This window comes from Psychrobacter sp. Ps2 (assembly GCF_022129405.1).
Classification (GTDB): domain Bacteria; phylum Pseudomonadota; class Gammaproteobacteria; order Pseudomonadales; family Moraxellaceae; genus Psychrobacter.
The window spans coordinates 66,673-83,505 of sequence record NZ_JADQAM010000059.1 but is presented as its reverse complement, the minus strand read 5'-3'; the positions used below and the strand labels follow the sequence as shown (position 1 = coordinate 83,505).

The following is a 16,833-nucleotide window of genomic DNA, read 5'->3' as shown; positions in this document are numbered from 1 at the left end:
AACGGTGGCTGACAACGCACGTATTATATCTAATCTAAGTATCCAATAAACAGCGGTTACTGACCTATAACGACTAATAAAACGTCGCAAAGCCAATGAAAAGATTTTAAATAAGGGCCGCTAGCTTAAATTTTTCTTAAAACTGTGACCCTGCATCTGCGTCTAGATTATCGATACCAACTGCTTTTGCAGCGTTTTCGATACTGGCCGTCAGCTCTTGTAAGCTAGTGATACCCGCTTCAACCCATCCACGGCGAACGTTTTGTTCTTCAGCAGAGACACCTTCTTGGCTGGCTTGACCGACAGTTGCAATCATCTGGTCAATCTTGATGCCGTCTTTTTCGCCTTTTTCAACGATAACGTTAAACGCGCCTTCTACTTTGTTGAACTCAGCAGCCAATTTATCAGCAGCTTCTGTATGGCCGTTATCCGTTAGATAATCTTTGATACCGTAGCCGCCCACTGTCTTACCAGCGACTGTTGTATAGCTACCATTAAAGACGTTTTGGATACCGCGCGCATTATTGGCATAGCTCAAATGAGTCAAATCACTAAAGCATTCGTGCTCATCTTCAGTAGAGCCAGTAACAAAAGCGACCTGCATACGCTCAGAAGCCAACTCACCTAATGCTAAACTGCCCATTTGATACATAATTTGGCGCAGACCATTGTCATATTTGCGCGCTATCAAATCACTACGTAAGGTATTTTCAGTATCAGGCTGCCACTGAGCTTCCATCGCGGTCAAATCATCGACCAATAGTTGAGTTGCAGCAGTTAAGAATTCACCACGGCGCTCACAGATACTGGCATCCTCATTGACGGTCTCACCACTAGTACACTGTCCGGCTTCAGTCGCATAGTCAGTGACTGGGCGATTACCTGCACCTTCTTTCACACCGTTGTTGTCTTGACCCCACAGCATAAACTCAATCGCATGATAGCCAGTCGTTACGTTGGCTTCACTACCACCGATTTCATTCATTTCTGCGAGTAGCTCAGGTGTGATTGTACTGGTATCTTGCTTGATACTACCCACAGTAATGCTGTCGCTATTGATGATATTCTCTTGGCTGTTATATTCGCCTTCATAGTCGTCACCAACATAATCAATCAGCGCTTCATCAAGTGGCCAAGCATTGATCTGCCCTTCCCAGCTATCGATGCTGTTGATAGCACGTTTATCATTGGCAGTCACAAAGCCTTCATCGAAACGGAAAATCTCAGTTTGTGAATATGGTTGGCGTGCTGCTTTATAGGCAGCCTTTGCAGCATCAAGGTTTTCTTGTGTTGGAGTGGCCACGTATGTTTCTACCGCAGTTTGTAGCGCTTTGGCCGTGTCCAACGAATCTTTATAAGCGGCGTGTGCCATATTTGCATAACTGATAATCAATCTATCAATATGTGCTTTTTCGGCAGCAGTCATCTCTGTATTATCAGCTGTCTCTGTGTTTGCTACTTCTGTTTGCGTCTCTGTCGCAGCATTGGTGTCTTCATCGGCTTGCTTTGTACAGCCCGACACCATTAACAATCCTGCAAGTGCAACAGCTAAAGTAGTTGGTAAAAGCTTACGGCTCGTTACTGTGGTAATCGTCATACATATCCTCAAGAAATATAGCAAAAAATTCGTTTTGGTTAAGTAGCCTCAATTATTTTGATAATCAAGCCATGTTACAGCAGGCTATCTTAGCCATGCACATTGACTCTCAGTGCGCACGATAAGACGTTTAATATTGCATTAATAGCAAACACTGACAAATTATAGTGTTATTGATAATCATTATCAATATTTAATTTAATATTAACTATATCTATCAATAATCATTGTTTTATTCAAACTGAAAACACAAAAAAAGAGCCAGCATATTGCTGACTCTTTTTGAAATATATGTGCTCAAATATCTAGCACATACTCAATAGTTATATAACTATTTATTAGTTATATAACTATTGATTAGTTTACGCTCTGTGGTGCGTTAACTGTTAGCTCAACACGGCGGTTTTGACCACGGCCATATTCAGTGTTGTTATCTGCGATTGGACGTGACTCACCGTAAGCAACAACGTTTACACGGTTTGAAGCAACACCGCGAGCTGTTAAGTAGTTAGCAACTGAGTAAGCACGATCACGTGACAGACCCATGTTATAAGATGCTGAACCTTTGCTATCAGTGTGGCCAGCGATAGTGATTGTGTTTTGGTTGTACTGGTTCATCGTTGAAGCAAGCTTATCAAGCGTTGGCTTGAATGATGAGCTAAGGGTTGCATCATCAAATGAGAACGTGATGCTACCTGGCATAACCAAATCAATGTTACCAGTGGTTGGGTTCTGCTCAACAGTTACGCCTGTGCCAGCCATTTGCTGCTCAAGCTGACGAGCTTGACGCTCCATGTAGTAACCAACACCTGCACCTAGTGCTGCGCCGATAGCTGCATCACGACCAGTCTTGTCGCCGCCTGTTGCTTTTGAAATAGTTGCACCACCTGCTGCACCAACTAGACCACCTAAAGCAGCTTTATTTAGACGCTGTTGTCCAGTGTTTGGATCTGTTGTACAGCCGCTAAGTGCTAGACCTGATGCTACTGCTGCAATCATTAAAGTATTACGCATAATATTTCCTCTTAAGTTTAAAAAATCGTGCTTTTTATAAAGATTGTCCGTTAATCTTTTTTAAGTACTTATCTACATTCCCCATTATTATGGCAACTAGAACCTATCTCTGTGTAATATTTTGTCATACCTATGTATGAGAAGTGCAGGTTATATTTCAATGATTTTATAGGTCAAATTTTCGCGCCTTGCTACCACTAGTCACGTTTACAACCGTACACTACAACATGTTTCTGCTAAAATTATATCGCTGAATTTGTCGGCTTTGAATAGTCATGATTTAAAGCTTTACGTTCATGATATTCCTGACTTGACTAGGACAGATTCAGCGACATACTGCTTATTATTAATCAGATAGACTGAAAAGGATTGAGCATGCGATTGACATCTACCATTCGAAAAATGCATAAACGTTCACCTAAACTGGGTAAAGCTGTGTCGCTTGCAACAGCTACTGGTGTGATCGCCGCCAACAGCTTCGGTGGTAGTATTCCTTTATGGCTAATGGGCGTCGGTAAAGTCATTACTGGCGCCTCTATTGCAGACAAAGCCATCATCAAAATTGCTACTCACTGGATAAGCAGCAACAGTGCCTTGATCGATAACATGTTGCCTCGCAAAGATTGGCGTATCAATCTACCGGACGATATTCATACTGATGGTAAATACCTACTGGTGAGCAACCACCAATCATGGGTCGATACCAGCATCGTGCAGTATATTGGCGAAAAACGTTTGCCACTTACGCGATTTTTTACCAAGTTTGAGCTGATTTACATCCCTATCGTTGGTCAAGCTTTTTACTTTTTAGATTTTCCAATGATGCGCCGACACTCAAAAGAAGCCATCGCCAAAAACCCTGCGCTAAAAGGCAAAGACATCGAAGAAGCCAAACGTGCCTGCGCCCTACTAAAAGACAAACCTTTTACCTTATTAAATTATTTGGAAGGTACTCGTTTTACCAAAGCCAAACAAGCTCAGCAAAAATCGCCTTATACTCACTTATTAAAACCTCGTGCAGGCGGATTATCATTGGCTATCAGCGCACTAGGTGAAGATATCGATGGCATACTAGATATGACTATCGTATATCCTGATGGTGTGCCAAGCTACGGGGACCTCTGGAAAGGCAATATTAAACGCTTGGGTGTTGACTTGCGCTACATCGACATACCAGATGCCTTGTTCGAAAGTATCAAGCAAGGTGGCTACGAAAATGATGAAGACACAAAAGCTCAAATGTTCGACTGGGTTGAACAAGTGTGGCGTCAAAAAGATGAACGCATTAGCACTATGTTGGCAGACTTTGAAACCAATCCTAAAACGCAAGATGCCTAACAATCATGAGCAGCCATATTAAATTGGCTGTCCGTTAAATCTTATCAAATACCAAGTACAGTCTATGCAAGCGTACTAAGTAGTAAATATCGATAATGAGATAAAAAGTTATAGGGCAATAAAGTTACGGGTACAAATGTCACCATAGTCATATCTTACTTATGATGCCTACTGTTAAAACAGCCATGCATCATAAGTAAATTTTAATCAAAGATGGGTTGTTTTTTAGCCTTATTCATTGATAATGTGACTAATCATGAACGCATAGATTTTCGATGTCTACTTTAATAGTAAATAGTAGTAAATATCGAATTCTGACCCATTTTTTGTGCCATTTATTACTTATAAGGTATGACTGTGCCCACCTCTACTACTAGCTCGCCGTTAGCTACCGAATCTGTTTTGAGTCAGCCTCCTTATCCAATAAGTGATGAGCCACCAAACCCGAATCATCCAAAGCCGAGTCGCTTTAAGCTCACTTACGATATTGTCATGATTATTGCCATCAGTATTGATCTGCTATTGATCAGTATCGACGCTATTTTGATGAGCAATTTTAGTAGTAATGCTGCAGAATGGCTAACCATTAGTGAAGCGCTCAATTGGTATCAGAGCACTCTACATGATCCTCTACGCACTGCTGGAGGTTTTTTTACTATCTTTTTGGTCGTTGAGTTGCTATTGCGCTGGGCGATTGCCATTAAACAAAAAGTCTATTATCACTGGTTCTTTTTCCCATTCGTTCATTGGTACGAAGTATTAGGCTGTTTTCCGCAGCTACGTGCTTTACGACTGCTGCGAGCGGTCGTTATTGGACGACGTCTATATCAGCTTGGCTATCAAGTACTGCCCCAGACGTGGATCAACCGAATCAAGTTCTACATTGACCTACTGTTAGAAGAGCTCTCCGATCGCGTTATTTTGACAGCGATACAAAACTTTCGACAAGAGCTAACCAGTTCAGACACGCATAAATCATTCATCGAGTCGACGATTGCAAAAAATCGAAATGAGATTGAAGCGGCCGTATTATCTGTATTGCGTACAGAGCTTGCACCAAAGCTGCAGGAACTGACTGCCTCATCAGGTGGCGGCAGTATATTGGCGAGCGAAATGGGCAATGCTATTGAAGAAGGGTTGGCCAATACACCTGAGTTGCGCCGCTATCTACGCATGATACCTATCGCGGGCAGTCTGATTGAATCACAGCTACATCACGTCGGCCACAATATCGGTGAGAACGTCGTAAACGCATTAAACAAGCGACTTTTAGACCCTAAGCGCTTGGATATATTGATGATGGAAATTGCTAGCGGTATTGCGCAAATAGATACCAATAATACAGCGCTAGATACTTTAATTTCTAGTATCATTGATGACAGTTTGACCGCGTTTGAAGCGCAAGTAAAAGTGCAGCAATGGAAGCACCAAGATATGCTAAATCTATAGTTTAGCTATCTAATAGCATGACGTAATAAGAGACATAATACCGTGACAGAATTATTTTTAAGGGTTTGTATATGACAGTTTCAGCTAACGATAACCAGACTGCACCAGCGCTAGCTTTCTATGGCAAGATGCTGACGTTTTCACGCGTACAGTTTAGTACAAGCGATCTAGCAGCTATAGAAGCTCAGCTAACTGAAACGCTCAGCAATAAATCGAGCAATATTCCTATCCTTATTGATAGTGACGTTGAGCAGGATTTATCAGCATTGGTAGAGCTGTTATGGGCATGGGGGTTACAGCCTATTGGCGTGGTGACAGGTATGCTTGATGCGCAAGCACGTGAGCAGCGCTTAGCGATATTTCCAGCAGATGGTAAGCGTATTGAGCGTATATTACCAAGTAAAAAAGCGCCTATCCCTACCCAACCATCACCAGAGAATAACAATGCCGAAGCAGTTAATGCTAATAGCGTCGTTGATACTTCTACCACGAGCGAACCTGCTACTGAAACCACACTATCTAATATGCCCACCGAGACGTTGGTAAGCACTCAGCATATTACCAGCTTAATCTATGATCAAATGCTGCGTTCAGGACAAAGCCTCAATCACGTTGGTGGCGACTTGATCTTGACCAGTAGTATCAATAGCGGCGCTGAAGCGATTACTGACAATAGCTTGCATGTATATGGCCGTGCACAAGGGCGTTTGGTGGCAGGCGCAACAGGTGACAAAGATGCCCGTATATTCTGCCAAGTCTTTAATCCTTCACTGGTATCAGTAGCAGGAACTTACTGCTTACGAGACAACTTACCTGAGCATGTCATCGACAAGTCGGTGCAAGTAAAATTTGTAGAAGGCGAAGGCTTAGTATTTACCGTAATGGATGAAGCTTAGAACGCTATTAAAAATAATACACCGTGAAGTGACTTTATAGAAAACTAAGGTAGTTAAGCTGCTCTATTCGACAAGCCAAAAACCATAGTTATGACTCTACTAATACCACGCAGAGAGGCTAATTGAGCGATACATAGGTTGTTTTTCTGCTTTAGTATCGAGCTGCTATAAATTTTTGTTTATTTATGCTAGGCTAGCTTCGAAGATAGTGTATATATGTTAGGTAAATAACATGTAATTTTGCTATTTATATAAAAGATATCCCATTGATTCATAGGAGTGTGCCATTGTGGCGAAGATAGTTGTAATCACTTCAGGTAAAGGCGGTGTGGGTAAAACCACGACAAGTGCTTCTTTTGCCGCTGGTTTGGCGTTACGTGGCTATAAAACGGTTGTTATCGACTTTGATGTAGGTCTACGTAATCTAGACTTAATCATGGGTTGCGAAAACAGAATTGTTTATGACTTCGTAGATGTCATCACTGGAAACGCGCGCTTGTCGCAAGCACTTGTCAAAGACAAACAGCTTGAAAACCTGTATATCCTGCCCGCCAGTCAGACGCGTGATAAAGACGCATTGACAGACGAAGGGGTATCAGAGGTAATGGCTGAGCTCTCTAAACAGTTTGACTATATCATCTGTGACTCACCTGCTGGTATTGAGCGCGGTGCACAGCTAGCGATGTACCATGCGGACGAAGCTATTATTGTCACTAACCCTGAGATCTCTTCAGTGCGTGACTCAGATAGAATCATCGGTATTCTGCAAAGTCAGACGAAAAAAGTAGAAGAGAACCAAGGGACTGTTCGCGAGCATTTGATTATCACTCGTTATAATCCTGAACGTGCGGCTGCCAATGAGATGATGGATATTGATACTATCTCGAACGATATCCTAAAAGTTCCACTACTTGGTGTTGTTCCCGAGAGCCATTCAGTGCTCGAAGCGTCCAACCATGGCGAACCAGTTATCCATTATACTGACTCTGTTGCTGGTCAATGTTATGAAGACATTGTCGCCCGTTTCTTGGGTGAAGAGCGTCCACTACGTCATATTGACGTGAAGAAAAAGAGTCTATTACAGCGCTGGTTTGGGGGATAATGATGACTAAGAAAAAAGGATTTTGGAGTAGCCTATTTGGTACTGACGACAACAGTAACGCAGGTAGTGCAAATTTAGCAACTGAGCGTTTAAAAGTTATCGTTGCTAGCGAAAACAGATTGAACAATCGCTTAACGGTTGATCGTATCGAAAAAATGAAACGTGAAATCTTAGAAGTTGTGAACAAATACGTTAACGGTGTGCAGATTGATGATGTCAATATTAACCATCGTTCTGAAGACAGCTTAGATGTGTTAGAGATGAATATCAATTTACCTGAGCATAAGAAATAGCATTCTAACAGTACGTATTTCTACAATGAATAAAAAAAGCCCCAAGTTTGATACTTGGGGCTTTTTGATGTTTATCGATTATAGATTATTTCATACGGGCAATGAGATTGTCTTTTTTGACAAACTGATGGTATAGCGCGGCGGCTATATGCAAGACCGTAAAACCAATAATCATTGGCCAGATAATCTCAGTATGCAAGTTATTGTAAAAACGAGCCAAACTTCTATCTGGGGTCACGAATACAGGTATCTGAAAAATACCAAAAATATCGACTGGTCGACCGCCATATACTGCCATCAATAAGCCAACCAGTGGCATAGCAATCAGTATGGCATAGAGAGCAAAATGTGACAGCTGAGATACGAGCATTTGCCATTTTGGCATAGCTAACGGTGGTGGCGCCTTAGTAAAAACGCGGTTGATGACTCGAGCAATCATCCAGAATAATAAGCTCACGCCGAACGCTTTATGGTATCCAATAAACATATTGCTATCTAAATTCTCATATAGCAGTATCATTATCCATGTGGCTAACAGTAAGGCTGCACTAATCCAATGAAAAATACGGCTACTAACCGACCACTTTGATACATTCGAGTTGGCATTATTCATGAGTGACTCTACTACCTTTATCAGGAATTATCTCTAATCAGTTTTATAAGCCAGCTAATGCTCTTCAACAGATGAAGTCATTAACATTACTGGCTTACTATTTATAGAATGGAGAATACCTTAAATAGCGATAAGAATCTAGCTATCCGAATCAATCAGGTGATAGGCAATTTTATCCAAATCTGGCACTAAGTAGATTTCGTCATCAATCATCACTGTTTGATACAGGTAGGATGAGACGTCATTTTTATCAAAATACTCTTCCCTACCTTCAATATTAACACCACTAAATTGTTCAGGTGTCTCTACATCTTTCACTTCAGAAATTCGTGCTTGTAGCTGACGCAAATCACCTGCCGTCTGTAAGGCAAAACGGTGATCAGTCGTATTACCTTCCAAAACAACCATTTTGTCTGGGGTTTGATCTTGCAGTAGCAAATGAAATACAGCCAAATCTTGCTGTTGCCATTCGTATCTAGAAACCTGCTGCTGGGACTCATCCACACTCAAAATTAGGCTACTTGGAATGATCCAGTCCGGCTGGTTAATGGCTGGAACAATAGTGACGTCAAGCATACCGTTGTTGGTAGTTAACAGACTCACAGCCTCAAACGAATGTTTCAAAATTTGTGTCATACGTCACTCGCAATAAGTTAATGTGAACGGCTAGCTGCCCTTTCACCAATGTAATCGGTTAGTTTTTTTGCTAAATCGGTAGGGCTACCAACAAAATTGCAATAGCCTGAGTCAATGATAGCCTGGGGTTGACTTGGACATGCACTCAAGCTCGGATCTTGTGCCCATAATTGACTGTTATTGTCTTGGATTAAGTCTAGATACTGAGAGCCATCATTACCCATACCTGAAAATATAATATTAATAAGCTCGCTACCATGAACATCACTAGTATTTTTGAGCAGCTGCCCAATTGCAGGCTTATATTCACCGTGCCAATCTTGATCCAATAGTATCACGCGACCTGTTGAATCACAGACAACCTGCTTATCAATAGGAACTATCAGACACTCTCCTGCACGTAGCCGCTGTGAAGAAGCGATAATCTTACAGCGCCAGTCATTGTGACGGTTAAGTATGCGGGGCAACGTACCAATCATGGCCTGATTGAAATGATGCGCCAATAAAATACAAATTGGCAGTGTAGCTGGCACATTATCTAAGAATTCTTTAACCGCACTAGGGCCACCCATAGAAGCACCCAAAAATACGACATAATGCCAGTCAGTATCAGCACTCTTGTAAGCTGGAGCATCTACCAATATTGGCAAGTCAAGCAGTTGAGCAAATTTACGCTTTAACTTACGCTGCCATTTTGCATATTCTTGTGATTCGTTTAGGTACGGAGCCTGACTGAAGCCAACCAGTACTGCTGCTGGTTTGGATGCCACCGTCGCTATTGCCACACTGTCATCATAATCACTGTCTATCAGCCAAATATCGATAGCTGCGTGAGACAGCGCGTGTGTGTCCTGCCACTGTGCTCGTGACACACAGCCGACCAGCGTAAAGCCGAAGCCACGTACCGTATCTGAAAAAGCCATGCGTTGACGGTGGTCTTCTGCCACCACCATCACTTTAATATCGTCTTTATTTTTTTTTCGCAGTGCTAAAACACGTGCATTATCCTTCATTAGTCAGGCTAACCCCTTCACCTAGTAATTTTTGCATTTTATCAAGCAGCTCTTTTTCTTGGAATGGTTTGCCCATGTAGTCATTTACGCCAATCTCTAGGGCCCGCTCACGATGCTTTTCGCCAGTACGTGACGTTATCATAATAATTGGAATTTGCTTTAGACGATTGCTATGCCTGACTTGAGTCGCCACTTCGAAACCATCCATACGAGGCATTTCGATATCAAGCAATATCATATCTGGAGTTACATCTTGCAGTATCTCGATCGCATCAATACCATCTTTAGCGACTGCCACATTGAATCCTTGACGCTCTAAGAAGCGTGAGGTTACTTTACGTACCGTCACGGAGTCATCGACGACTAGAATAGTAGGTTTGGACTCTATGCGCCCTCTTTTGGCATCAACGGCTTTCGTAATGTTTTTGACCAATTGCGCATTACGCATGAGAGCAATCAGATCTAAGATGAGCATGACCGAGCCATCACCCATGATAGTAGCAGCTGAAACTCCTGGAATATTTGATAATTGTTGGCCTAAAGGTTTGACAACAACTTCTATGCGCGAACCTGCAATCTGATCCACTTGCAAAGCAATGTTCTGTCCAGTACGGTTTTTAATAATGATAAGCGGTAAGCTGGTATTGGTATTTACAACCAATTCGTTTAACTTATTACCTGATAAAATTTCATTTAGATAGCGTACTCGATACTCTGTGTCTTCAAAATTCAATGTGGCATCATTTGATTGATAATAGTCATAAAGCTTCTCTGGGTTCACTCGAACCACGCGCTCAATCTGTACCAGTGGAATCGCGTAGTAGCGATCTGCAGCACGAACAACCAACGCGTCAGACACGGCTACCGTCAATGGTAGGCGCATCGTAAAACTTGAGCCTTTACCCAACTCTGAAACGACGGATACTGAGCCACCTAGTTGGCGAATCTCACTAATAACAACGTCCATGCCAACGCCGCGTCCAGAAATCTGAGTCACTTGCTGACTAGTACTCAATCCAGCGTTGAAAATATATTGCATAATATCAAGGTCTGACAGACTATTATCATCTGCATCAATTAGACCCTGAGAGATGGCTTTGCTACGTACCGCTTCAACATCAATGCCTCGCCCATCATCTGTTAATTGGATGACGATCTCACTACCTTCACGATGTACCTCAAGAGTAATACGGCCGCTGCGCTCTTTGCCTGACTTTAGACGGGTCGATGTAGTTTCAATACCATGGTCGACAGCATTACGTAACATGTGCTCAAGCGGTGACGTAATGCGCTCTAGGATGGTTCTATCCATCTCGTCATCAGCATTAATGATGGTCAGCTCAACAGACTTATTAAGCTCGTTAGCTGTTTGACGTACGATACGTTCAAGACGTGGTGTCAAGCGCGTGAATGGCACCATACGTGAATTCATCAAACCGTCTTGCAGTTCCGTCTGGGTACGAGATAACTGTAGCAGCAGGCTTTCGCTATCACGTGTCTTTTCTAATAATGTATGATTAATATCAACCAAATCTGAGGCCGACTCTGTTAAAGATTTAGACAGCTGATTCAAAGATGAGTATTGATCCATCTCTAGAGGGTCAAAGTCTTCATTATCGATGAGTTCCTCATCTATCTGAGACAAAATTTGTGCTTCTAGCTCGATCTCCATACGACGTAGCTGATCTGCCAAGCGTTGTACTGTCGTACCCATCTCTTCAATACTGTTTGTTAAACTACTGATACCCATATCGATACGAGCACGGTTTATCGCTGACTCACCAGATAAGTTAATCATGTGCTCAATTAAACCACCTGAGATACGAATCATCTCATTGCTACTAGCGCTCTGATCTTCCTCATGAGTATCTCTAAGCATAGACGGCATTTCACTGATATCTTTTGCAAGATACTGTGAATCTTGGTTTTCTTTGGCAATCAAGATTGCTTCACGCTGGGCTTGTAGAGACTCTTTAGGTATCGTTTTTAGGCTATCAGGGTTTCTACCAAACTGCTCCAACGCTTCAATCAACAACGTAGGCGTTGGTGGATTAACATGTTGTTGAAGAATAAATACTGCATCAGCTAGCCAGTCATGACTTGCAACCAGCAACTCTAATGCTTTTTTGGTGGCTGGACGTCGATTACTAACAAAATCTGTATAGACTGACTCCATTTCGTGAGCTAAGTCAGCGATACCAGAGGCAGTGACCATGCGTGCGCCACCCTTTATGGTATGCAAGTCACGTTGGAGCGCTTGTAACGCTGTAGTATTACTCGTATCTTTTAAGAACAAGTGTAGATACTTATTACGATTGGTAAGCTCTTCTGCTTCTTCTAAAAATACCGCTAATATATCAGGATCAGGCAATCCATTGGCCCATGATTGCTTAATCATGCTATCCAGACTTAGGGTACTCAATGCCTCATTATCACTATCAACAACATTGGCAGCAATGCTACGCTCTGTAGGTTCAAAATGATTTTTTGGCACTGGTATGACTAGATCGATTACCTCTGGTAACGTTTTTGCTTTTTCAAGCTGGCGCAACTGCTCAATGAGCTCTGGAGTAAAGAAAGATTTCTTATGACTCACAATATGCATCACTTGTAGTGACATCGTATCTTGCACCATTTGCATGATTTCAAGCCACTGCGCGGTTGGCGCTCTTCGGTTCTCTACAAACGACTCATAGACGCTTTCTGCTTCGTGGGTTAAATCACCAATACTACGGATACCGGCCATCCGTGCACCGCCTTTAATCGTGTGCAAATGACGCTGTAGAACTTTCAGCGCATTGATATTGGTGATATCGGCCCGCCATTTATTGAAGCTTTCATCTAGTGCAGTATCAAGCTCTTGTGCTTCTTCTAAAAATATTTCTAACAGCTCGATATCAGTGTCAATGGTTTCAAATTGTAGGTCAGCTGCTGGAACGGCTCTAACGATGAAGCCAACGTCTTCATTGTCATTACTTTCTTGATAGATACTCTGTAGATCATCAATGACTTGTTTATCTATTTTTAAGGAGGTACTTCCAGCTAAGGCATCAAACAAGCCTATCAGCTGAGCATGACCTGCATGCAATATCGCTTGAATGTCTTGATTTTTAGCTATATCGATATGATTACTTAAATAACGATACGCATTACCCAGCTCATCTAAAATTGTGACAAATTTTGGAAATGCTTGCGCTTTTTCCATAAGAGAAGCTATTTGTGAAACTTGCTGCTCTATATAACCTTGAATATGCTCTATCTCAGTATGATTCAACGCATCATCTAATTCCCACTCAGCATCGAGCAACGTATCAATATTACTGTCTAATAACTCTTCTATCGTCGGTTTCTTATTGGTCATGACAGTAGTGTCATTAGCCACGTATTGCTTACCAAGCATAGCTTGCAATGACGCTATATCATGCTGACTCTGCGACCCATCGTCCTCTGTTGATACATCATGCTGCTCTACATTTTGCTTATAGTTATTTAGATAACCATCTATTAATGTGGCTGACTGAGCTAATGCTGCTAGATGCTGAGCATTCATGCCTATATCTTGTTGTTGTAATAATTCCAAGCTATGCTCGATGGTCGCACTAACTTCGCTGATAGCGGCTAAAGCACTAGAACCCGAAGCGCCGCGCAAAGTATGAAATGCGCGTACGATCTCATCTGTGATTTCTATATGATGCTGTTCTCTATTGTCTTTGACAAACTGTTCGATGCAATCAAGCAGTTCTTCTGCTTCATCAATAAAGATCTTACAAAATGCTTTTTCTTCTTCAGTTTGAGGGGTAAGAACAACCGCTGCCTCTGCCATTTTTTCATTGACCGAATGAAAGGTCTGTAAGGTAGAGTCTATTGCTTCATTACTGTTGTCATCATAAGCATTGCCAGTCTCAGCCGTATCAGACCATGGCGTTGTTTCTTCCATCTCATCTATAGAACTACTTACTGACTGTGCAAACAAAGCAGCATAGCTAAATCCATTACCCTGCTGCTTGCTATATGCATCAGCACACGCAATCCACACTGGAACTACAGCTGGATAATCTTGAGTACCCTGTTCAAATGCTATGAGCATATCAGGATAAGCTGCCAGTACATCTGTAATCAACTGACGCATATCAGCTGAGATAGCGACACTATTATCTAAAACACGGTTGAGCATGTTTTCTATAGACCATGCCAGTTCCGCTGTATAGTTAGCGCCTACCATGCGGCCCGAACCTTTCAAGGTATGGAAACCACGACGAATATCTTTTAATCCATCTAGATCGGTCGAATTTTCCTGCCAGCTTTCATACAACGGCACAATTTCTGCCAATACTTCATTGGCCTCTTCTATGAATATCTCTTTGATATCAGGATCTGCATCGTCGGCATCAGCTGGTAGTTGATTAGTCTCTCTAATAAAAGGTGCAAGACTCTCTGGAATATCCAATGTAGATAGATATTCGTTGATATTCACTTCCTTGTTATTCGAGTCAGTGACTAACTCGGTACTATCGTTATTAGAATCAGTATCAACATCATCAATTTCTAGTAGCGATTTTTCTAATTCTGCATCATCTGACATAAACTCTTTAGGAGCAAGTTCAGTTAGCGTCAGACCAGTGTTTACAGGCTGCTGGCTCATAAGATTACTACTTTGTAAGATAGCAATCGCAGGATCAAAGCTTGGTGGTCGCTGGGCTGAAAAATCTGCTACCAATGCTGGTAGAATTTTTGTGGTATCAACCACTAGATTTACCACATCATCTGTTACTGGCAATGTTTTATCTAGTAAACGATTGAGTAGGTTTTCGATTGACCATGCTATCTCGCTGATACTAAAGGCACCAACCATACGACCTGAGCCTTTTAGAGTGTGAAAACCTCTACGCACTTCAGTCAATGGGGTTAGATCTTGTGAGTCTTGCGCCCAGATAGGAAGGAAATCTTCAAGATCAGTGATAATTTCGGTCACTTCTTCGATAAAGATATCGTGGACATCTTCATCTGTTTCAAAGTTATCAGGCTTTACGTGTTCACGAGCCTGCTTTAGTGCATCACTTTCAATACTGTTGGACAGACTCACATTATCTTGTTCAACTATATTTGCATCGTCTATATTGATAACAGGGCTGATCTCGCCACTATCATCGTAACGTACAACATTCGTCGCAGCTGACTCTTGAGTGAGTACAGTCTCGTTAAGCATTTCTGGTGAATTGATATCAGTATCAAGAAGCTGTGTTGCTCTAGCCGTATGTTCGTTTGCTAAAGTGAGCAGCTGCTGGTCGAAAACCTGCTGCGCAAGATAATCAAGTAATAGCTCAATAGACGTTAAACTTTCAGCCAACGCCTGCACCAAACTCCAGCTCGGGGTAGTAATATTACGAGTAGTTAACTGTGTAAATAAACTACCAATATCATCCATAGTATGACGAATTTCTGGCAATTCCATATCGTCAAAGGCTTGACCAATACTGGTAAAATCAGTAGACGCTGGTAATAACCCAATATCTTGGTGTTGTATATAGTCGTTGAAGTTTTGCTTTATCTCTTCTACTGCAATTCGAAGCTCACGTAGGCCATCATCGGTAGGAATAGAGTCATGTTTACCTTTTAATTCTGTCTCGTTACTATTTATCACTTCAGGCACAGTAGCGAAAGAGGTTGCCTCACCAATCTTAAGAGAAATGGTTTGCTCAGTACTATAAATAGCGTTGTATAACTCTTGCAGCTTGCGTTCAATTTGCCACTGCTCTTGCGCAAAACTTGTTTCTGATACGAGAGACTGTTTTAAATCTGCAAGGATTGATTCCACCTGAGACACATAGTAAGTCCAGCCTCGGTTTTTGAGCTGCTCTTTGATATGTTGTAAAGGAGCTACTAAGCTATCTGGATCATCCAGTTTGAAAATAAGCGCATCAAGCTGAGTTAATAATTGCGGTAAAAAACGAGACGCTGTCGTGCTACTTTGAGATACTTTATCCAAAATAGACTGAGTACGTTTGCTACTGTGCGCTAGATAACTCAATTCGACATAGATTGCGGTGGTCAATCTTACAACTATAGTTGAAGGTACTTCATTTGATTGGGCACAAGATTCTATAACTTGATCAAGCTGACCTAATAATGGAGCATAACGCTCAGGAAGTGGTGTCTCGTTTTGGGCCAGATCGCTTAGCAGTAATTCGGTTAAACACCATAGTCTTTGTAAACCACTATCTTGTGTAGTCTGCTTAAGATACTGGCTAGCTTTTTCTAAGGTACTGAGTGCTGACGACTGATTTGTATTAGTGATTAGTAATGCCTGTACTTGTTGACGCCATACGAGTAGCAACTGCTGACACTGTTCACTTGTCAAGCTAGCAGTAGCTTGTTCTGTTGGTACGGCCGCTTCAATACTATTGATAATATTTTCGTTATTCGCATGATCATTCGTGTATTCATGCTCAATATCACTAATTTTTACAGGAATGTCAGTTTCTATGTCTCGTTGAGACAAAGCTTGGGTCAGCTCATCAACTGCCCTGTTTATCAGCTCTATATGATAGATCCCTGTACGCGCATACTGATTGATCTCTCGTTGCAACAATCGATGAGAGAACTGACCTATACGACGCTCTTTAATAGAAAAATCATCATAATTTCTTAATCCTGCAAGTTGACTCAACTTACTAGCAACATCTGCTAATAAAGGTAGTTTAAGTATGATGAGCGCACCGCTAATCTGATGATAACTTGATATCAGCTGTTCATGGTCGATGCTAGATTCACCTAATTGCCAACCGTCAGATATCTGTGTTAACTGCTGATTGAATAATGGTAGCAACCACTGAAATGTCACGATGTCATTGGGCTGGTTTTTCATAGGTTTATCCTAACTCG

The 16,833-nt window shown here is 41.8% G+C and carries 11 protein-coding genes; 5 read left to right on the top strand and 6 right to left on the bottom strand.

Translation table 11 applies throughout. The annotated features are described in order from the left end of the window. Positions 1–136: 136 nt before the first annotated feature. Positions 137–1,597, bottom strand: a complete 1,461-nt coding sequence (locus I3254_RS10505; protein ID WP_238052817.1) for an imelysin family protein — start codon at positions 1,595–1,597, stop codon at positions 137–139. Positions 1,598–1,954: 357 nt separating this feature from the next. Continuing rightward, complete coding sequence (locus I3254_RS10500; protein ID WP_057761553.1) at positions 1,955–2,611, bottom strand: OmpA family protein; 657 nt, start codon at positions 2,609–2,611, stop codon at positions 1,955–1,957. A gap of 375 nt (positions 2,612–2,986) precedes the next feature. Here I3254_RS10500 and I3254_RS10495 point away from each other — a divergent pair, with 375 nt between their 5' ends. From I3254_RS10495 to minE, 5 genes are all read left to right on the top strand, one after another. After that, positions 2,987–3,949, top strand: coding sequence for an acyltransferase (locus I3254_RS10495; protein ID WP_238052816.1), 963 nt, complete (start codon positions 2,987–2,989; stop codon positions 3,947–3,949). Between the two features lie 351 nt (positions 3,950–4,300). Next, a complete protein-coding gene (locus I3254_RS10490) occupies positions 4,301–5,398 on the top strand; it encodes a hypothetical protein (RefSeq protein WP_238052815.1) in 1,098 nt (365 codons plus the stop codon). A gap of 71 nt (positions 5,399–5,469) precedes the next feature. Further along, positions 5,470–6,294: a septum site-determining protein MinC gene (minC, locus tag I3254_RS10485; RefSeq protein WP_179797510.1), complete on the top strand. Its 825-nt coding sequence runs from the start codon at positions 5,470–5,472 to the stop codon at positions 6,292–6,294. A gap of 289 nt (positions 6,295–6,583) precedes the next feature. After that, a complete protein-coding gene (gene minD, locus I3254_RS10480) occupies positions 6,584–7,396 on the top strand; it encodes a septum site-determining protein MinD (RefSeq protein WP_057761560.1) in 813 nt (270 codons plus the stop codon). A gap of 2 nt (positions 7,397–7,398) precedes the next feature. Continuing rightward, a complete protein-coding gene (minE, locus tag I3254_RS10475) occupies positions 7,399–7,689 on the top strand; it encodes a cell division topological specificity factor MinE (protein WP_057762631.1) in 291 nt (96 codons plus the stop codon). A gap of 85 nt (positions 7,690–7,774) precedes the next feature. Here minE and I3254_RS10470 read toward each other — a convergent pair whose 3' ends face one another. The 4 genes from I3254_RS10470 to I3254_RS10455 form a co-directional block, all read right to left on the bottom strand. Then, the gene (locus tag I3254_RS10470) at positions 7,775–8,302 is read right to left on the bottom strand and encodes a cytochrome b (RefSeq protein WP_179797508.1); all 528 of its coding nucleotides are present in this window, start codon (positions 8,300–8,302) and stop codon (positions 7,775–7,777) included. Positions 8,303–8,440: 138 nt separating this feature from the next. Next, positions 8,441–8,938 (bottom strand): hypothetical protein, encoded by a 498-nt coding sequence (locus tag I3254_RS10465; protein ID WP_238052814.1) that lies wholly within the window; start codon positions 8,936–8,938, stop codon positions 8,441–8,443. Between the two features lie 17 nt (positions 8,939–8,955). Further along, a complete protein-coding gene (locus I3254_RS10460) occupies positions 8,956–9,951 on the bottom strand; it encodes a chemotaxis protein CheB (protein WP_238052813.1) in 996 nt (331 codons plus the stop codon). Then, positions 9,941–16,816 (bottom strand): Hpt domain-containing protein, encoded by a 6,876-nt coding sequence (locus I3254_RS10455; protein WP_238052812.1) that lies wholly within the window; start codon positions 16,814–16,816, stop codon positions 9,941–9,943. Before I3254_RS10455 ends, I3254_RS10460 begins: the two co-directional genes overlap by 11 nt. Positions 16,817–16,833: the final 17 nt, after the last annotated feature.

Bases quoted from the DNA above. Each gene is read 5' to 3' on its own strand.
- I3254_RS10505 (WP_238052817.1), bottom strand. From the start codon at position 1,597: ATGACGATTACCACAGTAACGAGCCGTAAGCTTTTACCAACTACTTTA.
- I3254_RS10500 (WP_057761553.1), bottom strand. From the start codon at position 2,611: ATGCGTAATACTTTAATGATTGCAGCAGTAGCATCAGGTCTAGCACTT.
- I3254_RS10495 (WP_238052816.1), top strand. From the start codon at position 2,987: ATGCGATTGACATCTACCATTCGAAAAATGCATAAACGTTCACCTAAA.
- I3254_RS10490 (WP_238052815.1), top strand. From the start codon at position 4,301: ATGACTGTGCCCACCTCTACTACTAGCTCGCCGTTAGCTACCGAATCT.
- minC (WP_179797510.1), top strand. From the start codon at position 5,470: ATGACAGTTTCAGCTAACGATAACCAGACTGCACCAGCGCTAGCTTTC.
- minE (WP_057762631.1), top strand. From the start codon at position 7,399: ATGACTAAGAAAAAAGGATTTTGGAGTAGCCTATTTGGTACTGACGAC.
- I3254_RS10470 (WP_179797508.1), bottom strand. From the start codon at position 8,302: ATGAATAATGCCAACTCGAATGTATCAAAGTGGTCGGTTAGTAGCCGT.
- I3254_RS10465 (WP_238052814.1), bottom strand. From the start codon at position 8,938: ATGACACAAATTTTGAAACATTCGTTTGAGGCTGTGAGTCTGTTAACT.
- I3254_RS10460 (WP_238052813.1), bottom strand. From the start codon at position 9,951: ATGAAGGATAATGCACGTGTTTTAGCACTGCGAAAAAAAAATAAAGAC.
- I3254_RS10455 (WP_238052812.1), bottom strand. From the start codon at position 16,816: ATGAAAAACCAGCCCAATGACATCGTGACATTTCAGTGGTTGCTACCA.